General features: G+C 67.1%; 27 protein-coding genes. 19 read left to right on the top strand and 8 right to left on the bottom strand.

Annotation, left to right across the window (positions count from 1 at the left end; translation table 11 throughout):
* Window positions 1-25: 25 nt before the first annotated feature.
* Complete coding sequence (locus VGN82_RS16425) at window positions 26-985, bottom strand: hypothetical protein (protein ID WP_327528116.1); 960 nt, start codon at window positions 983-985, stop codon at window positions 26-28.
* A 249-nt stretch (window positions 986-1234) separates the two neighbouring features.
* Between VGN82_RS16425 and nrdR the strand changes: the two genes are divergently transcribed.
* The 10 genes from nrdR (at window position 1235) to VGN82_RS16375 (ending at window position 11123) form a co-directional block, all read left to right on the top strand.
* Window positions 1235-1738, top strand: a complete 504-nt coding sequence (gene nrdR, locus VGN82_RS16420; RefSeq protein WP_327529159.1) for a transcriptional regulator NrdR — start codon at window positions 1235-1237, stop codon at window positions 1736-1738.
* On the top strand, window positions 1731-2873 hold the full coding sequence (gene ribD, locus VGN82_RS16415; RefSeq protein WP_327528115.1) for a bifunctional diaminohydroxyphosphoribosylaminopyrimidine deaminase/5-amino-6-(5-phosphoribosylamino)uracil reductase RibD: 1143 nt from the start codon (window positions 1731-1733) through the stop codon (window positions 2871-2873). Before nrdR ends, ribD begins: the two co-directional genes overlap by 8 nt.
* Window positions 2873-3520: a riboflavin synthase gene (locus VGN82_RS16410; RefSeq protein ID WP_327528114.1), complete on the top strand. Its 648-nt coding sequence runs from the start codon at window positions 2873-2875 to the stop codon at window positions 3518-3520. Before ribD ends, VGN82_RS16410 begins: the two co-directional genes overlap by 1 nt.
* 34 nt (window positions 3521-3554) lie before the next feature.
* The gene (gene ribH / locus VGN82_RS16405; protein WP_327528113.1) at window positions 3555-4064 is read left to right on the top strand and encodes a 6,7-dimethyl-8-ribityllumazine synthase; all 510 of its coding nucleotides are present in this window, start codon (window positions 3555-3557) and stop codon (window positions 4062-4064) included.
* Window positions 4061-4528 carry a transcription antitermination factor NusB gene (gene nusB, locus VGN82_RS16400; RefSeq protein ID WP_327528112.1) on the top strand — a complete coding sequence of 156 codons (468 nt, stop codon included), beginning with the start codon at window positions 4061-4063 and terminating at the stop codon, window positions 4526-4528. Before ribH ends, nusB begins: the two co-directional genes overlap by 4 nt.
* A gap of 7 nt (window positions 4529-4535) precedes the next feature.
* Entirely contained in the window at window positions 4536-5534 is a 999-nt protein-coding gene (thiL, locus tag VGN82_RS16395; protein WP_327528111.1) for a thiamine-phosphate kinase, read from the top strand.
* A gap of 41 nt (window positions 5535-5575) precedes the next feature.
* Window positions 5576-6781: an MFS transporter gene (locus tag VGN82_RS16390; protein ID WP_327528110.1), complete on the top strand. Its 1206-nt coding sequence runs from the start codon at window positions 5576-5578 to the stop codon at window positions 6779-6781.
* Window positions 6782-6818: 37 nt separating this feature from the next.
* Window positions 6819-7619, top strand: coding sequence for a (S)-ureidoglycine aminohydrolase (gene allE, locus VGN82_RS16385; RefSeq protein ID WP_327528109.1), 801 nt, complete (start codon window positions 6819-6821; stop codon window positions 7617-7619).
* A 221-nt stretch (window positions 7620-7840) separates the two neighbouring features.
* Window positions 7841-9997 carry a sodium-translocating pyrophosphatase gene (locus VGN82_RS16380; RefSeq protein ID WP_327528108.1) on the top strand — a complete coding sequence of 719 codons (2157 nt, stop codon included), beginning with the start codon at window positions 7841-7843 and terminating at the stop codon, window positions 9995-9997.
* 202 nt (window positions 9998-10199) lie between these two features.
* On the top strand, window positions 10200-11123 hold the full coding sequence (locus VGN82_RS16375) for a DMT family transporter (protein WP_327528107.1): 924 nt from the start codon (window positions 10200-10202) through the stop codon (window positions 11121-11123).
* A 79-nt stretch (window positions 11124-11202) separates the two neighbouring features.
* On the opposite strand, the gene VGN82_RS16370 is transcribed toward VGN82_RS16375, so the two are convergent.
* Complete coding sequence (locus VGN82_RS16370) at window positions 11203-11697, bottom strand: outer membrane protein assembly factor BamE (RefSeq protein WP_327528106.1); 495 nt, start codon at window positions 11695-11697, stop codon at window positions 11203-11205.
* Between the two features lie 143 nt (window positions 11698-11840).
* Here VGN82_RS16370 and VGN82_RS16365 point away from each other — a divergent pair, with 143 nt between their 5' ends.
* From VGN82_RS16365 to sugE, 7 genes are all read left to right on the top strand, one after another.
* The gene (locus VGN82_RS16365; RefSeq protein ID WP_327528105.1) at window positions 11841-12395 is read left to right on the top strand and encodes a ubiquinol-cytochrome C chaperone family protein; all 555 of its coding nucleotides are present in this window, start codon (window positions 11841-11843) and stop codon (window positions 12393-12395) included.
* Complete coding sequence (locus VGN82_RS16360) at window positions 12385-12939, top strand: YceD family protein (protein WP_327528104.1); 555 nt, start codon at window positions 12385-12387, stop codon at window positions 12937-12939. The genes VGN82_RS16365 and VGN82_RS16360 overlap by 11 nt, the downstream gene beginning before the upstream one ends.
* A 115-nt stretch (window positions 12940-13054) precedes the next feature.
* Window positions 13055-14128: a phosphate acyltransferase PlsX gene (plsX, locus tag VGN82_RS16355; RefSeq protein WP_327528103.1), complete on the top strand. Its 1074-nt coding sequence runs from the start codon at window positions 13055-13057 to the stop codon at window positions 14126-14128.
* 12 nt (window positions 14129-14140) lie between these two features.
* Window positions 14141-15118 (top strand): beta-ketoacyl-ACP synthase III, encoded by a 978-nt coding sequence (locus VGN82_RS16350; RefSeq protein ID WP_327528102.1) that lies wholly within the window; start codon window positions 14141-14143, stop codon window positions 15116-15118.
* A gap of 189 nt (window positions 15119-15307) precedes the next feature.
* The gene (locus VGN82_RS16345) at window positions 15308-15622 is read left to right on the top strand and encodes an integration host factor subunit alpha (RefSeq protein WP_327528101.1); all 315 of its coding nucleotides are present in this window, start codon (window positions 15308-15310) and stop codon (window positions 15620-15622) included.
* Between the two features lie 49 nt (window positions 15623-15671).
* Complete coding sequence (locus VGN82_RS16340) at window positions 15672-16145, top strand: MerR family transcriptional regulator (RefSeq protein WP_327528100.1); 474 nt, start codon at window positions 15672-15674, stop codon at window positions 16143-16145.
* Between the two features lie 157 nt (window positions 16146-16302).
* Window positions 16303-16617, top strand: a complete 315-nt coding sequence (sugE, locus tag VGN82_RS16335; RefSeq protein ID WP_327528099.1) for a quaternary ammonium compound efflux SMR transporter SugE — start codon at window positions 16303-16305, stop codon at window positions 16615-16617.
* 9 nt (window positions 16618-16626) lie between these two features.
* On the opposite strand, the gene VGN82_RS16330 is transcribed toward sugE, so the two are convergent.
* From VGN82_RS16330 to VGN82_RS16315, 4 genes are all read right to left on the bottom strand, one after another.
* Entirely contained in the window at window positions 16627-16797 is a 171-nt protein-coding gene (locus tag VGN82_RS16330; protein ID WP_327528098.1) for a hypothetical protein, read from the bottom strand.
* Between the two features lie 98 nt (window positions 16798-16895).
* The gene (locus VGN82_RS16325; RefSeq protein ID WP_327528097.1) at window positions 16896-17039 is read right to left on the bottom strand and encodes a hypothetical protein; all 144 of its coding nucleotides are present in this window, start codon (window positions 17037-17039) and stop codon (window positions 16896-16898) included.
* Window positions 17036-18016: a LysR family transcriptional regulator gene (locus VGN82_RS16320; protein WP_327528096.1), complete on the bottom strand. Its 981-nt coding sequence runs from the start codon at window positions 18014-18016 to the stop codon at window positions 17036-17038. The genes VGN82_RS16325 and VGN82_RS16320 overlap by 4 nt, the downstream gene beginning before the upstream one ends.
* Window positions 18017-18103: 87 nt before the next feature.
* A complete protein-coding gene (locus VGN82_RS16315) occupies window positions 18104-18529 on the bottom strand; it encodes a DoxX family protein (RefSeq protein ID WP_327528095.1) in 426 nt (141 codons plus the stop codon).
* A 226-nt stretch (window positions 18530-18755) separates the two neighbouring features.
* On the opposite strand from VGN82_RS16315, the gene VGN82_RS16310 reads away from it, so the two are divergent.
* Both VGN82_RS16310 and VGN82_RS16305 read left to right on the top strand, forming a co-directional pair.
* Complete coding sequence (locus VGN82_RS16310; protein WP_327528094.1) at window positions 18756-19688, top strand: ring-cleaving dioxygenase; 933 nt, start codon at window positions 18756-18758, stop codon at window positions 19686-19688.
* An 84-nt stretch (window positions 19689-19772) separates the two neighbouring features.
* Complete coding sequence (locus VGN82_RS16305) at window positions 19773-20393, top strand: alpha/beta hydrolase (RefSeq protein WP_327528093.1); 621 nt, start codon at window positions 19773-19775, stop codon at window positions 20391-20393.
* Between the two features lie 39 nt (window positions 20394-20432).
* On the opposite strand, the gene VGN82_RS16300 is transcribed toward VGN82_RS16305, so the two are convergent.
* Both VGN82_RS16300 and VGN82_RS16295 read right to left on the bottom strand, forming a co-directional pair.
* Window positions 20433-20663, bottom strand: a complete 231-nt coding sequence (locus tag VGN82_RS16300; RefSeq protein WP_327528092.1) for a transcriptional regulator — start codon at window positions 20661-20663, stop codon at window positions 20433-20435.
* Window positions 20664-20989: 326 nt separating this feature from the next.
* Window positions 20990-21850 carry a LysR substrate-binding domain-containing protein gene (locus tag VGN82_RS16295; RefSeq protein ID WP_327528091.1) on the bottom strand — a complete coding sequence of 287 codons (861 nt, stop codon included), beginning with the start codon at window positions 21848-21850 and terminating at the stop codon, window positions 20990-20992.
* Window positions 21851-21879: the final 29 nt, after the last annotated feature.

The raw sequence follows: 21879 nt of genomic DNA, 5'->3' as shown, positions 1-21879 counted from the left end.
GCCGCGTCGTGCGGCGTCGCGGAGCTCAAGGGAACACGCCCTTGAGCTCGAACATGATCAGGTTCTCGGTCTGGTTGCCCATGTCGGGGCGGTTCTTGCGGCTGAGGTCGACGCCCAGCTTCAGGTTCTCGGCGACCTTGTAGGAGGCCGAGGCGCTGCCGGTGACGTTGTCGTCCTTCAGATGCGCCGCGATCGCCAGGCCGAAACGGTCCTTGTTCGCGCCCAGCCTGAGCGTCAGATCGACCTTCGGCTTGGTCATGTCCTGCTTCGCGATGCCGGTCAGGCTGACCACGCCGTATTTGACCATGACCTCGCCGTCGATCTCGGTCACCTCCGCGGACTTGGTGACGATCTGGAGAGCCAGCTCGAGCTTGAGCTGCTCCCATTCGACCTTGCCGGTGACCTTGCCGCCGTAGCGTTCGGCCGTGGGGTCGAAGACGATGCTGCTCACGCCGAGTTTCAAGGCGCCGACCTTCACCACCTCGAATTTGAGCTTTTCGAGCTCGCGCAGCCCCATCTTGTAGGCTGGCCCCGACGGCTTCGTGATGTAGAGCGCGACGCCGGCGCCGACCGCGAGCGCAGCGCCGACGACATAGAGGATGTTCTTGTTGCGATCGATCCAGACGCCGATCGCCGAGGATTTTGCCGCCTCCTCGAAATTCTTGAGTTGCGCCTCCAGCCCCTTGAACTTCGAGGAGGATTGGATCTGCTTGAGGTAGGCGTTCGTCGCCGCGGTCCTGACGCCGCCGACGACGGAGGACTGGAGACGGTCGATTTCCTCCGCGGTCAGCTGGGAGCTTCCGAAGGGACCGCGCGATTTCGCGAAGCTCAGGAGCGCGTTCTCGGCTGCCTGCAGAAGTGTCGGGCTCTTGAAAGTCTGGAGCAGCCGGTCCGGCGCGCGGTCGATTTCTGACCCGACCAGATCGAAAGCCAGCACGACCAGACCGCCGAAGGCATCGACAGGGCTCCCAACATCGTCCGACATGATCCGCTTCCTGTCGCTTTCTCCGCCGGGGAAACTCGGCAGGTCGAAACGCGCGACGCGACGCGTTGCTCCTGCCTGCCGCCATGATAGAAGCGCGGCGCCTCCGCTGTAACGATTTCCGGGTTTGTCGCCGCGAGGCCCGAAGTGGTTCAACGCGTGGGCGTCTTTTTCGCTGGCCCGCGACATGGCCGATGAGGCAATGAGGGGCACGATGGTATCGTCCGGCACGCAGGTCCAAGGATACGCATGATGCGCTGCCCCTATTGCGGCTCTCTCGACACGCAGGTGAAGGACTCCCGTCCGACGGATGACCATGCCTCGATCCGCCGCCGCCGGGTCTGCCCCGATTGCGGCGGCCGCTTCACCACCTTCGAGCGCGTGCAGCTGCGAGAGCTGACCGTGGTCAAGCGTTCCGGGCGCCGCACGCCCTTCGACCGTGACAAGCTGGAAACCTCGATCGCACACGCTTTGCGCAAGCGCCCGGTCGCGCCTGAGCGCATCGAACGCATGGTCAACGGCATCGTGCGCCAGCTCGAAAGCTCGGGCGAAGCCGAAATTCCGAGCTCGAGCATCGGCGAACTGGTGATGGAGGGCCTGAAGGGCCTCGACGACGTCGCCTATGTCCGCTTCGCCTCGGTCTACAAGAACTTCCGCGAGGCCAAGGATTTCGAGGAGCTGCTCGGCCAACTCGGCTCGGACGAGGCCGATCCGGAAGCCGGGGCACCGGTGAGGCCGCCTCGCAACGATGACTGAGCCAGACCGGCAGCAAGCCGCGATCGACAAGGTCTTCATGCGGCAGGCGCTCGATTTCGCGGCGCGCGGGCTGGGCACCACCGGCACGAACCCTTGCGTGGGTGCGATCGTGACCCAGGACACGGCCGATGGCCCCGTCGTCGTTGCACGGGGGCACACGCAGCCCGGCGGCCGGCCGCATGGCGAGGCGAACGCCTTCGCGCGTGCCGTTTCGCCCGTGGCTGGCGGCACGCTCTACGTCACGCTGGAGCCTTGCGCGCATCGCTCGATCCGCGGCGCGACCCCGTGCGTCGAGCTCACGCTGCTATCCGGCGTTCGGCGCGTCGTCTCCGCGATGGAAGACCCTAACCCTCACATTTCCGGGTTGAGCCATGCGCTGCTGCGCACGGCCGGCATCGCGGTGACGACAGGCGTGCTGGAAGACCAGGCCCGGCACGCCCATCGCGGCTATCTCTCGCGCATTACGCGGGGGCGGCCGATGGTGACCTTCAAGGTCGCGCGCACGGCCGACGGCTACGCCGGGGGGCCGGGCGGGGAGCGGATCGCCGTCTCCTGTCCGGCGGCCAGCGGCTGGGTCCATCTCCAGCGCGCCCATCATGACGGGATCATGCTGGGCATCGGCTCGGTTCTCACCGACGACCCGCTGCTGACGGTGCGCCTGCCCGGCATGGCACAACGTTCGCCGATCCGGATCGTGCTGGATTCGCACTTGCGTCTGCCGCTCGCCTCGCAGCTCGTGAAGACCGCTGGCGAGGTACCGGTCTGGGTCATCGCGACGGAGGCTGCGCCGGTCGAGCGCGAGACGGCGCTCGTCGCCGCCGGTGTCGAGGTGATGCGCGTCTCCGCGGATGCCCACGGGCATCTCGATCTCGGCGAGGCCCTGCAGTTGCTCGGCACGCGCGGGCTGACGCGCGTCTTCTCCGAAGGTGGGCCAACCGTCGCCGAGAAGCTCGCCATCGTCGGGCTGCTCGACGAGGTCATCGTCTCGACCTCTCCGAATGCGCTGGGCCGACCCGGCATTGTTGCCGTGCGTCCGCCTCTTGCGGCGCTACTGGCGGATGGCGATGTTTACGCCCGCGTCGAAACCGGCTTCATCGGTCTCGACCGTTTCGAGCATTTCGTGAGGACAGGCTGATGTTCACCGGCATCGTCACCGGCATAGGCAAGGTCGTCGAGGCCGAGCGCAAGGGGCCGAGCCTGAAGCGGCTCGCCATCGCCAGCCCCTATGACGCGGCAGGCATCGAGATTGGCGCCTCCATCGCCTGCGCCGGCGTCTGTCTCACCGTGACGGCGCTCCGGCCACGCACCGACGGCGAGCCCGGCTGTGTCTTCCAGGTCGAGGCCGCCGCAGAGACCCTGTCCAAGACGACGGTCGGCGATTGGGAGCCGGGGACGGCGATCAATCTCGAGCGCTCGCTCAAGGTCGGCGACGAGCTCGGTGGCCATCTCGTCACCGGCCATGTCGACGGAGTCGGCCAGATCGTCAGGATTGAACCGATCGCCCCCGATCCGGACGAGCCCTGGGGCGCAACGGCGCGCTTCCACATCCGCGCGCCGCAGGGGCTGCCGCGTTTCATCGCCGCCAAGGGCTCGATCAGCCTCGACGGCACCTCACTAACCGTCAACACGGTCGAGGACGATGTCTTCACCGTGCTGCTGATCCCGCATTCCTTCAGCGTTACCACCTGGGGGCAGCGCAAGGAGGGCGATCCCGTCCATGTCGAAGTCGATCTGATGGCGCGCTACGCCGCGCGGCTTGCGGAGGCGCGCCCGCAGGGGTAACAGCGCCCCTCAACACCCGAGAAGGATAAGAACCATGGCCGGACCCCGGCAGATCTCGGCCGACAAGGCCGCAACTCCTGCCGTCCCGCTGGACGGCGCGCGCGTGCTCGTGGTCGAGGCGCGCTTCTACGACAAGCTGGCCGACGAACTGCTGGAAGGCGCGCTCGCCGTACTCGACAAGGCCGAGTGCCGCGTGGATGTGGTCACCGTGCCCGGCGCGCTCGAAATTCCCTCCGCGATAGTCATCGGCCTGCGTGCTGCCGACGAGGCCGTCGATCCGTACGAGGCGGTGATCGCGCTCGGCACCGTCATCCGCGGCGAGACCGGCCATTACGACATCGTCGCCGGCGAAAGCTCGCGCGCGCTGATGGATCTGTCGGTCGCCTTCGCCCTGCCGCTCGGCAACGGCATCCTGACCGTCGAGAACGAGGCACAGGCCTGGGCCCGCGCCAACCGCTCCGAGATGGACAAGGGGGGCGGCGCGGCGGAAGCGGCGCTCAGCGTGCTGCGTTACAAGCGTTCCCTCGGGGAGCAATCGAAATGAGCCGGGCCGAGATGCGGCGGGGCGCACGGCTCTCCGTCGTGCAGGCGCTCTACGAGATGGAGATCGGCGGGCGCGGCGTGGTCGAGGCCATGGCCGAGTTCGAGGCCTTCTGGATCGGCCAGGAGGTCGAGGATATCGAGCTGCCCAAGGCCGAGATCGCCTTCTTCCGCGATCTGCTCGGTGGCGTCGTCCGCGAGCAGCGTCTGGTCGACCGCGCTGTCGATCAGCTGCTGGCCGAGGGCTGGCCGCTGAAGCGGGTCGAGGCTGTCGTTCGCGCCATCTTCCGCGCCGGCGCCTATGAGCTGGCGTTCCGCAAGGACGTGCCGGCACGGGCGGTGATCTCCGAATACGTCGCTGTCGCTCGCGCCTTCTACGAGGGCGAGGAGATCGGCATGGTCAATGCCGTACTCGACAAGCTCGCCCGCGACTTCCGCGCCGACGAGTTCGACGCCCCGGCGGCGTGAGAACGGGATGGCCGGAGACACGCAGCGCCCCGGCGAATTCGAACTGATCGCCCGCCATTTCGCGCCGATCGCGGGGCCGGGCGGCCTTGGTCTCCTTGACGATGCCGGCCTGCTCAGGCCGGCGCGTGGCTATGAGATCGTCGTCACGACCGATGCGCTGGTCGCCGGGGTGCACTTCTTTCCGGACGACCCGCCGGCTTCGATCGCTCGCAAGGCACTGGCGGTGAATCTCTCCGATCTCGCTGCCAAGGGCGCGAAGCCGGAGGGCTTCGTGCTCTCGCTTGCCTTGCCGAAAGGCTGGCAGGAGGCGTGGCTGAAGGGATTTGCCTCGGGCCTTGCCGCCATTGCGGCGGAGGGCGGTTGCCCGCTGATCGGCGGCGATACCGTCTCGACGCCTGGTCCGCTCACGCTCTCCGTCACCGCATTCGGCAGCGTGCCGGCCGGGCGGATGGTGCTGCGCTCCGGCGCCAAGCCCGGCGATCTCGTGCTTGTCTCGGGTACGATCGGCGACGGCGCACTGGGCTTGAAGGCGCACGGGCCTGACAAGCCGGGCTGGGTTTCCGGGCTGGCCGACCGGCAGCGTGCCTTCCTGGCCGATCGCTATTTGCATCCCCAGCCGCGCCTCGCACTGGCGGCAGCGCTCCAGGGCCATGCCTCGGCTGCGATGGACGTTTCCGACGGGCTCGTCGGCGACCTTGCCAAGCTGCTCAAGGCTTCTGGCGTCGGCGCCGAGATCGATCTCGACGCGGTTCCGCTGTCGGCTGCGGCGCGCGCTGCGATCATGGCCGATCCCGCATTGGCGGAACTGGCCTGGACCGGCGGAGACGATTACGAAATTCTCTTCACGGCCTCAGAAAGGGAATATCCTGCTCTGGCCGCGGCGGCCGAGGCCGCCGGCATCGTGCTGTCCAGGATCGGCCTTGTGACCGATGCGGCAGGCGTGGCGACATATCGCGAAGGAGGCAAGGCGCGCAGCTTCGCGCAGGGCTCCTTCGCTCATTTCTGAAGGCGGCCTCGAGTGCCGCCACGGGCTAGGGCGGCAAACGCATGAACCAGCATGTTCCGGTCGCTGATGGCGACGCGCTCGCCAAGCGCAACTCCGTGGTCCTCGCCTGTGCACAAGCGCTGGGTGGATCGAGCCCGCCGATCGTCATCTCGCTCGGCGGCATCGTCGGCTCGCAGCTCGTCACCGACCAGACCTTCGCGACGGTGCCCGTCAGCCTGATGCAGCTCGGCATCGCCTGCGGCGTCATTCCCGCCGCGATGCTGATGCGGCGGCTGGGGCGGCGCAACGGCTACCTGATCGGCGCCCTGATCGGCGCCACCGCAGCCAGCATTGCGGCGGCCGGCACCAGTGCGCGCCTGTTCTGGCTGTTCTGCCTCGGCACCTTCGCCTGCGGGCTCTACGGCGCATTCGTCCAGAGTTACCGCTTCGCCGCAGCCGATGCGGCAACCGACAGCTTCAGGCCGCGGGCGATCTCCTGGGTCATGATCGGCGGCATCGCGGCCGGCGTCATCGGCCCGCAGACCGTCTACTGGACACGCGACCTCACCCCCGCTGCGCCCTTCGCGGCAAGCTTCGTCGCCCAGGGCTGTCTCGCGCTGATCGCCATGCTGGTGATCCTGCAACTGCGCGCGCCGCCCGTGGCCAAGGCCGCCTCGACCGGTGGCCGCCCACTGGGCGAGATCATGCGGCAGCCAAAATTCATCGCCTCGGTCACCGCCGGCCTCGTCACCTACGGGCTGATGAGCTTCCTGATGACCGCGGCCCCGCTTGCCATGATCGGCTGCGGATATTCGGTCGGCGATGCCGCGCTCGGCATCCAGTGGCATGTGCTCGCCATGTTCGGGCCGAGCTTCTTCACCGGGCGGCTGATCAATCGCTTCGGCAAGGCGCAGGTCACGATGGCGGGCCTCCTGCTGACGGCGCTGGCCGCGGTCGTCGGCCTGTCGGGCATCAGCGTCGCGCATTTCTGGATCGCGCTGATCCTGCTCGGGCTCGGCTGGAATTTCGGCTTCATCGGCGCCACCGCTCTCGTCACCGACTGCTATCGCCCCGAGGAGCGCGTGAAGGTCCAGGCCGCCAACGACTTCCTCGTCTTCGGCTCGGTCGCGATCGCCTCATTCTCGTCGGGCGGCCTGCTCCACGCCGGCGGCTGGGACAGCGTCAACTGGCTGGTCTTCCCGCCCGTCGCCGTGGCGCTTGCGCTCGTCGCCTGGCAGGGACTGGGGCGTCGTGCCGTGGCAGCCTGATCGCTGGCCGATTCGGCCGCGACTCAGGAGACCCGCGATGCGCCCCCATCAGCTGCCTCAGATTCCCGGCCGCCCTGCCGTCGGCGCCATCGGCCACAACCGCGGCGTGGTTGCGCCCAACTACGCCTTCATGCCGCCCGAGGGCGTGCTCGTCAGCCGCCTGCCGCATCTGGAGAAGACGATCATCCGCATCCTCGCTGCGCCGGTGCTCGGCGCCGCCTTCGCGCAGTACGTCTTCGAAATCGAGCCCGGCGGCGGCACCCGTGCGCCTTTCGGCGAGGACGGCATCCAGCATTTCTACTACGGTCTCTCGGGCGAGGCCGCCTTCGCAATCGAGGGGCAGACCGCCACGCCGTTCCGGAAGGGCAGCTTCGCCTATCTGCCCCCGGGAACCCGGTTCAGCCTGCGCAACGACAGCACCGAGCCGGTCCGCGTGCTGGCCCTGCGCAAGCGCTACGAGCCCGCGCCGGGACTGGCCGTGCCGGAACCGATCCTGTCGCATCAGGATTCGGTGCCAGTGACCAATCACACCGGCATGGAGGGCCGCGGCTTCCAGTTCCTGCTGCCCCATGGCGACCTGCGCTTCGATTTCGAGATGAACCTGATGTGGTTCAAGCCCGGCACCTGCTTCCCCGATGTCGAGACCCATGTGATGGAGCACGGGCTCTACATGCTGGAAGGGCAGGGGCTCTACTTCCTCGGTCGGGACTGGCACGAGATCTGGGCGCGCGACTTCATCTGGATGGGTGGCTATTGCCCGCAGCAATTCTACCCCACCGGCTTCGATGACGCCTGCTACCTGCTCTACAAGAACGTCAACCGCGACGTGGCACTTTAGACCGGCTGCGACCGCCTGGCGGCAGGATCCGATCGCGGGCCGCTGCCGCATCGTCACGTTTGCGCTTTTCCACGAAACTTGCCACAAATTCGCCTGACACTGGCGACGCGAAGCGGGCCTTGATGTTTCTTGGCCCGCTTTTCCTGTTCCTGGCGTCCAAAACGGCAAATGAGGAGCGATAGCGCTCCCGATAGGTCGGAAGCTCAAGGTCAGGAAACCGAATGTCAGCCCTGCTTATCATCATCGTCTTAAGTGCATTATCGATCGCCTATGGCGTTTGGGCCTATGCCGACGTCATGAAACGCGACGCCGGCAACCAGCGCATGCAGGAGATTTCCGCAGCGGTCGCCGAGGGCGCGCAGGCTTATCTCAAGCGCCAATACGTCACCATTGCCATGGTCGGCATCGTCCTGTTCGTTGCGCTGGCCTATCTGCTCGGAAAATGGGTTGCTGTCGGCTTCCTGATCGGCGCGGTCCTGTCCGGCATGGCCGGATTCATCGGCATGAATGTTTCGGTGCGCGCCAATGTCCGCACCGCACAGGCGGCGATGCAGTCGCTGGGGGACGGCCTCGACGTCGCCTTCAAGGCGGGCGCGGTGACCGGCATGCTGGTCGCGGGCCTCGCCCTGCTCGGCGTCGCCGTCTATTACGGCGTCCTGACCTCGATGCTCGGCTTTAGCCCGTCCAGCCGCGTCGTCATCGATTCGCTGGTCGCACTCGGCTTCGGCGCCTCGCTGATCTCGATCTTCGCCCGTCTCGGCGGCGGCATCTTCACCAAGGGCGCCGATGTCGGCGCCGATCTCGTCGGCAAGGTCGAGGCCGGCATTCCCGAGGACGATCCGCGCAACCCCGCGACCATCGCCGACAATGTCGGCGACAATGTCGGTGACTGCGCCGGCATGGCCGCCGACCTGTTCGAGACCTATGCGGTGACGCTGGTGGCGACCATGGTGCTGTCAGCGATCTTCTTCGCCGGCCAGCCGGTGCTCGGCCAGATGATGCTCTACCCGATGGCGATCGGCGCGGCCTGCATCGTCACTTCGATCATGGGCACCTTCTTCGTCAAGCTCGGCGCCAACCAGTCGATCATGGGCGCGCTCTACAAGGGCTTCATCGCGGCCGGCGTGCTCTCCGTCGGTGCGATCGCCGCGGTCAACCACCTGATGTTCGGCGGCTTCTCGGCCTCCTTCACCACGGGGCAGGGCGTCAGTTTCACCTCGGGCGGTCTGTTCGCCTGCGCGCTGGTCGGCCTCGCGGTGACGCTGCTGATCGTCGTCATCACCGAATACTACACGGGCACCGGCAAGCGCCCGGTCGTCTCGATCGCCCAGGCCTCGGTCACCGGCCACGGCACCAACGTCATCCAGGGCCTCGCGGTATCCTTGGAATCGACGGCCGCCCCGACGATCGTGATCATCGCCGGCATCATCGTCGCCTATGGCCTCGCCGGCCTCTTCGGCATCGCCATCGCCACCACCGCCATGCTGGCGCTGGCGGGCGTCGTCGTGGCGCTCGACGCCTTCGGCCCGGTCACCGACAATGCCGGCGGCATCGCGGAAATGGCCGGCCTGCCCAAGGAAGTGCGCCAGTCGACCGACGCGCTCGATGCGGTCGGCAACACCACCAAGGCGGTGACCAAGGGCTATGCCATCGGCTCGGCCGGCCTCGGCGCGCTGGTGCTCTTCGCGGCCTACACCTCGGATCTGAACTTCTTCGTTGCCGAGGCCAACAAGGCGGGCTCGACCTCGTTCCAGTACTTCAAGGGCGTCACGGTCGATTTCTCGCTGTCCAACCCCTATGTCGTCGTCGGCCTGCTGCTCGGCGGCCTGATCCCGTTCCTCTTCGGCGGCATGGGCATGACGGCGGTGGGGCGCGCGGCGGGCTCCGTCGTCGAGGAGGTCCGGCGCCAGTTCAAGGAGAAGCCCGGCATCATGGACGGCAAGGACCGGCCCGATTACGGCCGCGCCGTCGACATGCTGACGCGGGCCGCGATCAAGGAAATGGTCGTGCCCTCGCTGCTGCCGGTGCTCGCACCGATCGTGACCTTCTTCGTGATCAACGCCATCGCTGGCCGCAACCAGGCCTTCGCCGCGGTAGGCGCCATGCTGATGGGCGTGATCGTGACCGGCATCTTCGTCGCGATCTCGATGACCTCGGGCGGCGGTGCCTGGGATAACGCCAAGAAGTCCTTCGAGGATGGCTTCGTCGACAAGGACGGGGTGCGCCACATGAAGGGCTCCGAGGCGCACAAGGCCTCGGTGACCGGCGACACCGTCGGCGACCCCTACAAGGACACGGCGGGCCCCGCCGTGAACCCGGCGATCAAGATCACGAACATCATCGCGCTGCTGCTGCTGGCGATCCTGGCGCATAGCTGAGCGCCGATGCTCGATTGAGATGAACGGACCCCGCGGAGCGATCCGCGGGGTTTTCTCTTTGCAGGCAAGCGCTTCCGCCAAATGCTTGAATCAGATCCGTCGCCTGTTGAATCGGTTTGGGAAGCTACGTTCGGAACCGTAGCGTTCCTGCCAGTTTGCCGAGCCTAAGCGTGGCATGGTCTCCCCAACCAGGGAGATCGCCATGACAACCCAAACCATTGCCGAGTCGGTCGCGGCGACCAAGCGCTCGACCGAGCTTTGCCTCCTGCTGATCCTCGCGACGTTGTGGGGAGCCTCCTACACTTTCATCAAGATTGGCGTGGAGACGATTCCGCCGGTGACCTTCATCGCCGCGCGGACCCTGATCGGAGGAACGATCCTGCTCGCCGTGCTGCACTGGCGCGGCCTGCGGCTGCCGCGCGATCTGGCGACATGGCGGCTCTTCATGGTGCAGGCCTGCCTCAACAGCGTGCTGCCCTTCACGTTGATCGCCTGGGCCGAGCGCAGTGTCGACGCCGGCCTGGCCTCGATCCTGAACGGCACCACCCCGGTCTTCGTCTTTCTGATCTCGCTGGCGATCGCGCCGCGGAAGCGGCCGGATGGCCGCAGGGCGCTCGGTGTCCTGGCAGGGATTGCCGGCATCAGCCTGATCGTCGGTCTGCCGGCTCTGGCTGGACTCGGCGATCAGGTGCTCCCGCAACTCGCCATCGTCCTGGCAACCGTAGCCTATGCCTGCGCGGCGCTGTTCGGGCGCAACTTCGCCGGCATGGCCCCGCTGTTGCCGGCAGCCGGCTCGATGCTGGCCGGCGGCGCGCTGTTGCTGCCGGTCTCGCTGCTGGTCGACCAGCCCTGGACGCTCACGCCGTCGCGGGATTCGCTGCTGGCGCTGCTCGCGCTCGCGGCGGTGTCGACGGCACTCGCCTTCGCGATCTATTTCCGATTGATCCGCACGCTCGGCCCGGTCGGCACGACGACGGTATCCTACATCCGCGTGCCGATCGGCGTCGCCATCGGCATGCTTGTCCTGGGAGAGAGCCCGAGTTCGACGGCCTGGGTCGGCCTCTGTCTCGTGGTGGTTGGCGTTGCTGCCATGACTGCGCCGGAGCGCGATCCGTCGCGGAGCTGAGGCGGTCGGCGTGATGCAAACAGAAAACCCGCGGATCGCACCGCGGGTTCTTGCATATCCGTAAGGCCTCTCGCCCGACTCAGGAACCGAGCGGATTGAACTTGGTCACGCCGCGGAAGAGGTTGCGCAGGAAGCTCTGTTCCTCGCCGCCGGTCGCGGTGGTGCGGCTGATGAAGTCGAAGATGACGCCATCCTGCAGGCCGTAATGGGCGATGCGCTCGACCTTGAAGCCCTTGTTGAAATAGACCACCAGCACCTTCTGGTCGATGACGCTCAGCTCCTGGAACTGGAAGCGCCGGCGCACGGTCTGGCTGATGTAGTAGAAGGTCCGGTTGCCGACAGTCGAGGTCGTCGAGGGCGTGCCCAGGATCGACAGCACCTGCTGCACGTCCATGCCGACCTTGACCTGCGCGATCAGCGCGTCGTCGGCGACGAAGCCGCGGCTGAACTCCTCGTTCAGGCCGGCCGAGGTCGCAAGCTTGAAGCCGCCTGCGTTGGGGCCGCATCCTGCAAGAGCCAGTGTCGTTGTCGCGAGGAGGCCAAGGAAGGCTGTACGGCGGGAGGCAGCGATCATTCGGACAGCATCCAGTGGCGTTGCGGCGTGAGGGCAGGGCCCGAGCCGCTTGTCAAACGGGTGGAGGTTGGCGTAACGCCCGAGAATGGCTTTGGCAAGGCAAGGAGACCTCCGGGCCTCCCCCTTATGAGATGCGGTTTGGAATGTTTGGTTTGTTCGGCAAGCGGAAAGGCAGGCAGGCGCCGGTCGATGCGTTGTTCGCGCGCATCGCCGAGGCGTCTCGGCAGCCCGCGCTCTATCTCGCCGGCGGCGTTCCCGACAGCTTCGAGGGGCGCTTCGAATCGCTGACGCTGCATGTCTTCCTTGTGCTGCGGCGCCTGCGCGAATTGCCGGCGCCGGCGGCCGATCTCGCGCAGGAGCTGGTCGATGCCTGCTTCGCCTATCTTGAACTCGGCTTCCGCAATGCCGGCATCAGCGACATTGCCGTTCCCAAGCGCATGAAGAAGATCGGCCAGATGTTCTATGGCCGGTTGCAAGCCTATGAGGCGGCGCTGGCGACGCGCCAGCCGGCGGATCTGGTCGAGGCCTTGCGGCGCAATGCGAGCCCCGATCAGGCCTCGGGTGAGGGAGCGACCCTGCTCGCCGCCTATGTCAACCGCGCGCAGGCGCTTCTGGCCGGGCTGGATCTCGACGCCATCCTGCGCGACGCTGCGTTGTTCCCGGCCCTGGTCGATGTGGAGGCCAGCCATGACGCCTGATGCCACCCCGCTTCCGCTGAGCCGGCCGATCCGAGTCGAGGAGATCAAGCTGCGCGGTTCCCGGTTCGCGGTCGAAGCCGACGCGTCCGAGCGCGCCGGAATCGCTGCCATGCTCGATCTGCCCTCGGTGGAAAAGCTCGCGGCGCGCTTCCTGCTGTCGCGCAATGGCGAGCGGGTCAAGCTCGAGGGCGAGATCGAGGCTGCGTTGCACCAGACCTGCATCGTCTCGCTCGATCCCTTCCCGGTGACGCTTTCGGTCCCGCTGAAGCTCGATTTCGCTCCCGAGGTGCCCGAGACGCCGCGGCGCCGGAGCAGCGATGAGGATGGCGGCGAGATCGACATCGAAGTCCGGCTGAACGAGGAGGATCCGCCCGAGCCGATCATCGACGGCGTGATCGATCTCGGCGCGGTGACGCTGGAGTTCCTCGCTTTGGCACTCGACCCCTATCCCCGCAAACCGGGTGCCGCCTTCACCGAGCCTGCGCCGGAAGAACCCCCTGAATCGCCCTTTGCGGCCCTGGCAAGGCTCAAGCGCAGCGAATGACGGACCTCGGCGGTCTCAACGTGGCTTGCGGCGCACGCCCAAGTCGCTATTGTCCCGCCCGCATCGAGCCGCCCCGGATTGAAGGTCGGCCGCTCCTGGGATCAACCATCACTCCATGACACGACCGGTTACAATCGCGCTCGATGCGATGGGCGGGGACCACGGCCCCTCCATCGTCATCCCCGGCGCCGCGTTGACGTTGGAGCGCCGCCCCGATGCTCGCTTCGTGATCTTCGGGGACGAGGCACAGGTCGTGCCGCTCCTCGATCAGCACCCGAAGCTCAAGGCGGTCACGACGTTCCATCACACCGAGGTCTCGGTGAAGATGGACGACAAGCCGAGCCAGGCTCTGCGCTATGGCCGCTACAAATCCTCGATGTGGCGCGCCATCGACGCGACCAAGACAGGGGAGGCGGACGTCACCGTCTCTGCCGGCAACACCGGCGCACTGATGGCGATGTCGAAGTTCTGCCTGAAGTCGATGCCCGAGGTCGATCGTCCGGCCATCGCCTGCCTGTGGCCGACGGTTCGCGGCGAGAGCATCGTGCTCGACGTCGGCGCGACCATCGGCGCCGACGCCCGCCATCTCGTCGATCTCGCGGTGATGGGCGCCGCCATGGCGCGGGTGGTGTTCGATCTGGACCGCCCGACGGTCGGCCTGCTCAATGTCGGCGTCGAGGAGATCAAGGGCGTCGAGGCGGTGAAGGAGGCGGGGCGCATCCTGCGCGAGGGCAACGTCCCGCATCTGAGCTATCACGGTTTCGTCGAGGGCGACGATCTCGGCAAGGGCACCGTCGATGTCGTCGTGACCGAGGGCTTCACCGGAAACATCGCGCTGAAGACGGCCGAGGGTACCGCCCGGCAGATCAGTTCCTATCTAAAGGCTGCGATGGGCCGCTCGCTGATGGCCAAGATCGGCTATCTCTTCGCGCGCGGCGCCTTCGCGGCGCTGAAGGACAAGATGGATCCGCGCAAGGTCAATGGCGGCGTGTTCCTCGGGCTCGAGGGCATCGTGATCAAGAGCCATGGCGGCACGGATGCCGTCGGTTTCGCCAGTGCGACCGAACTTGGCTATGAGATGGCGCGCGAGAACCTGATGGCGAAGGTCCGCGAGATGGTCGCAGCCTCGGCACGCCAGGAAGCGTCGATGCAGCAGCAAGCGGCTGCGCAGGCACCCGCCGTCCAATAGGGAAACGCGTACTTGTCAATTCTGCGTTCTCAAATCGTCGGCTGCGGCTCCTATCTACCGGCGCATATCGTCACCAATGCGGATCTGGCGCAGCGCGTCGACACCTCCGACGAGTGGATCGTCCAGCGCACCGGCATCCGGCAGCGCCATGTCGCGGCCGAAGACGAGACCACCTCGACGCTCGGCCTCAAGGCGGCCCAGGCGGCGTTGGCCGATGCCGGCATGGACGCGAGCGAGATCGACCTCGTCATCGTCGCGACCGCGACGCCGGATCACACCTTCCCAGCCACGGCGACGCAGATCCAGGCCGCGCTCGGCATCGAAGGCGGCGCTGCGTTTGACCTGCAGGCGGTCTGCTCCGGCTTCGTCTTCGGGCTCGCGACCGCCGACAAGTTCCTGAGCTCGGGCGCGGCGAAGGCTGCGATCGTGATCGGCGCCGAGACCTTCTCGCGCATCCTCGACTGGGAGGACCGCACGACCTGCGTGCTCTTCGGCGATGGCGCGGGGGCGGTGGTGCTGAAGGCGACGCCGGGCGAGGGCACGCTGGCGGATCGCGGTGTGCTGGCGACCCATATCCGGTCGGACGGGCGCTACACCGACAAACTCTATGTCGATGGTGGGCCGGGCTCGACCAAGACGGTCGGGTTCCTGCGCATGGAGGGCAAGGAGGTCTTCCGCCATGCCGTCGTCAAACTCGCCGAGACGGTGCGCCACACCTTCGAGGAAACCGGGCTGAGCAGCGCCGACATCGACTGGTTCGTGCCGCACCAGGCCAATCGCCGCATCATCGACGCGACCGCCGACAAACTCGGCATCGGCCATGACCGAGTCGTCGTGACCGTCGATCGCCACGGCAACACCTCGGCCGCCTCGATCCCGCTGGCGCTGGCCGAGGCGCATCGCGACGGCCGCATCAAGCGCGGCCAGCTCGTCCTGATCGAGGCGATGGGCGGTGGCTTCACCTGGGGGTCGGCGTTGATCCGCTGGTAAGCCGGCAAGGCAAGAAATCGATCGGAATTTCCCGATTTTCTAGCCGTTTTCATGCAATTTTTAACTGGCGGGAGCATGTGCGCCCGTTCGAGCATTGACCGCGGCAGCGGCTGCGCCTAGCGTTCGCCATCCATAATGGCGAGAGCCGATGGCGTGCCCATCGGCCGCATAACGCCTTGGAGGATATGAATGTCGGGGCAAACGGTTACGCGGGCCGATTTGAGCGAGGCCGTATATCAGAAGATCGGCCTGTCTCGGACGGAGTCGTCGAAGCTCGTCGAGGCCGTTCTGGATGAGATCTGCGATGCAGTCGCCCGGGGCGAGAACGTCAAGCTTTCTTCATTCGGATCCTTCGTCGTGCGCGACAAGGGCGAGCGAATCGGGCGTAATCCGAAGACGGGCGTCGAGGTTCCGATCGAGCCGCGCCGCGTGATGGTGTTCAAGCCCTCGAATGTGATGAAGGCCCGTATCAACGGGCAGGCGGGCGAAGGCGAAGACGAGTGAGTGAGGACACGTGAATTTGGAGTTCCACAACGGCGATAGCGAGGCCGACATGGACACCAAGAGCGCAGATGCCTTCCGGACCATCAGCGAGGTCGCCGAAGACCTCGACATTCCCCAGCATGTCCTGCGCTTCTGGGAAACGCGCTTTTCCCAGATCAAGCCGCTCAAGCGCGGCGGCGGCCGGCGCTATTATCGCCCCGATGATGTCGCGCTGCTGAAGGGTATCCGCCGGCTGCTCTACGGCGAAGGCTATACGATCAAGGGGCTCCAGCGCATTCTCAAGGAGCAGGGCCCGCGCCATGTCCAGGCGATCGGCCGCGGCGCGCCGATCGGCCCCCCGCCGACCGAGGCAGGAAGCGCAGCCCCGCCGCCCACGGCAGAGGCCGCGCCGAGGCAGCAGGCACGCGCACCTGTGCCCCCCGGTCTCGACGACATCACGCTGTTGACCGCGGTGCTCGCCGAACTCGGCGAATGCAAGCGCATCCTCGATCGCGCGCTGCAGCCCGCTGCCGAGAGCGGCTGAAGGGGGAGGGGCTGAACCTTCCTGGCGGAGGCTTGAAAGCTTCCGCGCCGCGCCCTAGATCGGCCGCAGAGGACGACCTCTGTCGCCAGCGAGCACAGGCCCTGGCGCTTTCCTTCCAGGCGTGGACGACCTCGCCCCCTTCAGGAGGAGCGGCGTCATGGCTTGGCTCTATCTCTTCATCGCAGGACTGTTCGAGGTCGGTTGGGCCATCGGCCTGAAGTACACCGACGGCTTCACCCGCCTGGTGCCGACGGCGCTGACGCTCGCCAGCATGGTGGTCAGCCTCGGCCTGCTCGGCCTCGCGCTCAAGGAGCTCCCGGTCGGAACGGCCTACGCCGTCTGGACCGGCATCGGCACGATCGGCACCGCCGCTCTCGGCATCATCTTGCTCGGCGAGCCTGCGACGGCACTGCGGCTGGCCTGCATCGGGTTGATCGTCGCCGGCATCGTCGGGCTCAAGCTCGTCGCTTGAGCCCGAGGTTCAGCGGCGCTGCCAGCCCTCCGGCCAGTAGCCGCTCCGCTCCAGCAGGATGATGAGGGTGATCACCGCGAGCGTGACGGCGAGCGTCAAGAGCTTGGCGTTCCACGGCGTGCCGCGGCCGATCAGCCAGATCAGAGTCAGGCCGATCAAGAGGGGGACGAGCATCTCCATAGAGCAAGCCTAGAGCAAGCCGCGCCGGGACGGAACAGGTCCCGGTGCTACGCCCCACGCCTGTCGCGAGGTCGCGGCCGAAGGCGGCGCAGTTCTTTCTAGACCGGGTTCCCGGGATCGCCGGGCGGGACCTTGGGAGCCTTGTCGCGGAAGCGGCCGCGCGCCCAGTAACCCGCCAGCGCCATGCCCGGCGGGATCGAGATGAGCAACAGCCAGGGCAGGAAGCTCCAGTCGCCGGTCATGGGGGCGTGGTTCCGGCCGGTTCGGGGGCAGGAAGGCCGCGTGGCGAGATCGCCAGCGCCCCTTCGATCAGCGGTTTCATCCGCCCGAGCTCCCCGGCCATGAAGTCGAGGAACAGGCGCACGCGCGGCGAATGGCGCAGATCGGGATGCGTCAGCAGCCAGAGATCGGCGGCAAAGCCCGGGTCGGGCGCGGCCAGTCGCGTCAGGCCCGGCTTCGTGTCGGCGATGAAGCAGGGCAGGAAGCCGATCCCGATCCCGGCCTCGACCGCCTCGGCGAGGCCCAGCACCGTGTTGACCTTGTAGACGATCCGTTCGGGCGCGACATGCTGCGCGAGATAGCGCACCGCCTTCAGCCCGGTGAACTGTTCGCCGAGCGAGACCCAGCGATGATCCCAGAGGTTTTCGATGGCCACCGTCCCGGCATCGCTGAAATCGGCGGCGCGGCCGTAGAGCGCCCAGGCGATGCGCGCGGCCCTGCGCCCGACCAGCGTCTCCGGCGGGTTGTCGGTCGCCCGGATCGCGACATCGGCGTCGCGCTTCGACAGGTTGAGCGACTGGTTGCTGAGCAGCACGTCCAGCCGGATGTCCGGACATTGCACCAGGAAGGCGGCGAGGACAGGCGTCAGCAGGTCGACCAGCAGCGTGTCGTTGGTGGTGACGCGCAGTTCCCCGGCCGGTTTGATGTCCTGGCCTGCGAGCTTCAGCGCGAAGGCGTTGATGTCGCCGTCGAACCGCTCGGCCAGCTGGGCCATCTCATCGCCGGCCGGCGTCGCGACATAGCCGCTGCGATGCCGCTCGAACAGCTTGATACCGAGCGCCTCCTCGATCTGGCCGAGGCGGCGGAAGACGGTCGAATGGTTGAGGCCGAGCGCAAGCGCGGCGGCCGGCAGGGCCCGCTTGTCGGCGATCGCCTTGATCAGGCGGAAATCGTCCCAGGCGAGCGTCTTCGTCGGCTGCGGCTTAGTAGCTGTGTTCATCCCGGCACTCTCAGACATGGCTTCGCCGCCATCAAGGCCTTGTGGCCCTGATGACGGCGAAGAGGCAGCCTATATACGCGCGGCTCGTCAGGCGGTCGCGGGCTTGGCCGAAACCGGCAGCGGGGCGGGCTTGAGGGCCAGCGCGCCGTCGCCGATCAGGCCGTGGGCCAGCGCGGCGAGCGCCAGGAAGGCCGGATACTCCCAGCCACCATTCGGGGCATTGAAGACCCAGCCGTTCGGGGCATGGACCATCAGCGCGCCGAGCAGGACCGGCAGCAGCAGGATCGAGACATAGCGGCCATAGAAGCCGGTCAGGATCGCGAGGCCGCCGATGAGTTCGGCCAGGATGATCGGCCAGGCGAGGAAAGCCGGCAGGCCGACCTGACCGAGGAAGCCGGCGAACCCGGCGGGGGTGAAGATCACGAGCTTGAGATAGGCGTGGGCGATGAACATCAGGCCGAGCGCGACGCGCAGGCCGAGGGCACCATAGGGGGCGAGGCGATTGTCGATCATGATGGCAGTCTCCTGAAGCGGGACCGGGCTGGTCTCGCCACAAGAGATCGCTCTCGTGTCGCCGCAATGCAAACAGCAAGATGCCAATAACGACATTGCGCCTGCGCAATGATTTGACGCTGGCGTTTCGGCCGCGCTGGACCAATCTTCCTCGCCAACGGGGCAACCGCCTCAAAGCATCGCGTCACGGGGATCTCCCCGAGCGAGCGTCGGAAGGAGCTTCATCATGCAGATCAACGGCATCCACCATGTCACGGCGATCGCCGGCCCGGCGCGCCGCAACCTCGACTTCTACGGCCGCGTGCTCGGCCTGCGCCTGGTCAAGAAGACCGTCAATTTCGACGATCCCGGCACCTATCACCTCTATTACGGTGATGCCGCCGCGGCTCCCGGCACGATCCTGACCTTCTTCCCCTGGGAGCATGCCGCTCCTGGCCGGCTCGGTGTCGGCGAGACGCAGGAAACCGTGTTCCGGATTCCCGCGGCGGCGATCGGATACTGGACGCATCGGTTCGTCGAGCATGGCGTGCCGCATGATGCGCCGGTGAAGCGCTTCGGCGAGACGGTCCTGGCCTTCCGCGATCGCGACGGAATGCGGCTTGCCCTCGTAGGCGTGCCCGGCATCGAGACCGAGCCGGCCTGGAGTGGCAGCGATGTGCCGGTGGAGCATGCCATCCGCGGCTTCCACAGTGTCAGCCTGCTGCTCGAGGATGCGGCTCCCACGGGTGCGATCCTGAGCGATGTGTTCGGATTCCGCGAAGTCGGTCGCGAGGACACGCTGATCCGCTACCGTGCCGATGGCGCGCCACTCGGCAACGTCATCGACCTGCGCGTCGCCGGCGGCTTCCTGCCGGCTCGCCAGGGCGCGGGCTCGGTCCACCATATCGCCTTCCGCGCCGCCGATGACGCGGCGGAGGAGGCAATGGTGCGCAAGCTCGCGGAGAACCACGGCATCCGCACGACGGAGCAGAGGGACCGGAACTACTTCCGCTCCGTCTACTTCCGCGAGCCCGGCCGCGTGCTCTTCGAGATCGCGACCGACATCCCGGGCTTCGCCGTCGACGAACCCGCCGAGAGCCTCGGCCAGGCGCTGAAGCTCCCGGCCGGTCTGGAGAAGCAGCGCGAGCGGATCGAGGCGATCCTGCCCACCCTCGTCTGAATGCGCCGCCGCCCTGCCTGCGTTCGGGCAGGGCAGCAGGCCTTTCAGGCAAGGCGACACCACATTGCAAAGGAGGAGATCACGATGGACACCATCGCGACCACCGATTTCATCCATGTCTACGAGCCCGGCACCGACACGGACCGGCGGCCACTGCTCCTGCTGCATGGCACGGGCGGCGACGAGAGCGACCTGCTTGGCCTCGGCCGGATGGTTGCGCCCGGCGCCAGCCTGCTCTCGCCGCGCGGCAAGGTGCTGGAAGGGGCGATGCCGCGCTTCTTCCGGCGGCTCTCGGAAGGCGTCTTCGACGAAGACGACCTGCGTCGTCGCACGCATGAGCTGGCCGATTTCGTCAATTGGGCGCGGGAACGTCATGGCCTGGCCGCGCCTGTCGCCGTCGGCTTCTCGAACGGGGCGAATATCGCGGCGAGCTTGCTTCTGCTCCGTCCGGAGGTGCTGGCCGGTGCAGCGCTCTTGCGGGCGATGTCGCCGTTCGCCAAGCCGCCGCAGGCCCAGCTGGCCGGGAAGCGTGTACTGATCCTGTCAGGCGCGATGGACCCGATCGTCCCGGCCGATGATGCCGAGCGGCTGGCACACACGCTGTCCAGCAACGGCGCGACTGTCGATCACCGGGTCCTGCCGTCCGGTCACGGCCTGTCGCAACCGGACATCGGTCTGCTCAAGGGTTGGCTGATGGGTGCCTGAACCTGGCGGCGGTGGCGCTCGCGCCGCCGCCGTGCCGCCTCATGGCGTTGCGGCGGCGGCCTTGCGCTTGGGCGCCTTGGCTGCCGCCGGCGGGGCAGGGGGCTCGGCGGCCTCTCTGGCCAGCCGCAGGGCCCTCAGCGCCTCGATCTTCTTGCGGGCGGCGGCTTCCTCAGCCGCGATGCGGCCGCTCGCCTTCTGCTTCTCGCGGGGCGCTTCCTGGATGGTGTTCACATCGTGCCAGACGCGTGTTCCTCGACCTTCTGCTGCCATCGCCGCATTCCTTCTGTCACACGCCGCTGCCACAGCTTACGCGCGAATGCACACGGATACGAGCCGCGATACGGGTTGCGGAACGGGCGGCCCGGGCGCGCCGGTTCAGTCGATCAGCGGTAGGATGATCGCCATCGCGATCGCCAGCACCGCCAGGGCGCGGACAAGTACGGCCCATTGGCCCGACAACCGGAACTCATGTGAACGCGACAGGGCACGCATGAAACGACTCCCGACAACGCGGCGGGATGACGTTGGGTCATAACCCTGCATTCGGCAAGCATTTTCACGGCGTATTCTGTGGAAAAGGGTTCGCCCGGCCTTCCTCAGCCCTGCGGAGTAGCGAGCGATTCCTGCAGAAAGCCAGCCATTGCGCGCACCGCCGGCGCCTGTCGGCCGGGGGCGGAGTGGAGCGCGATCTCGGACGCCGGCAGCTCCGGCATGCCGTCCTCAGGCCCGAGCAGGCGTAAACCGCTGCGCGCCGTGCCGGCCTTGACGATGGTGATGGCGGCGCCCGAAGCGGCCATGGCTTCGACCGCGCCGATGCTCGAACTGCTGAACAGGATGCGCCAGGGCAGGCCGGCGTCGTTCAGGGCGGCGAGCGCCCATTCGCGGTACATGTTCGGGGCCTTGAGCAGGGCGAGCGAAACCCGGGATCCCACGTCGAAATCATGCCGGTCGGAACAGGCCCAGGCCGTACGCTCCGTCCGCAGGATCTCGCCGCGCCCGTCGCCGAGCTTCTGGGTCGCCAGCACCAAGTCGAAATCCTCGCCGAGATCGTCGAGCAGGTCGCGCGTGAAGCCGGTGGTGACTTCCAGCTCGACATCGGGGTTCAGCCGCGCAAAGCGGGCCAGCGGCTGCGGCAGGACCTGGGTGGCGTAGTCGTCCATCACGGCAAGCCGCACCCGCCCGGCGACGTTGCGGGCGTTGACCACGTCGAGCGCCTCGTCATGCAGCGTGACGATGCGCCGGGCATAGCCCAGGAAATCCTCCCCGGCGCGCGTCAGCAGCACCTCCTGCGGTGAGCGCTGCAGCAGGCTCTGGCCTGCGAGCTCCTCCAGCCGCCGGATCTGCGTCGAGATCGTCGACTGGCTGCGAAACAGTGCCGCTCCCGCCTTGGTGAAGCTTCGCAGCTCGGCGATGGTCAGGAAGCAGCGCAGCAGGTCGATGTCTATGTTCCGAAGCATAGTCAGTTCTCTTCGCCGCCGCAGCATGG

The organism is Allobosea sp. (assembly GCF_035999205.1).
GTDB lineage: Bacteria > Pseudomonadota > Alphaproteobacteria > Rhizobiales > Beijerinckiaceae > Allobosea.
Note: the sequence above shows the minus strand (reverse complement) of the source record. Positions and strands in the feature narration are given on the sequence as shown.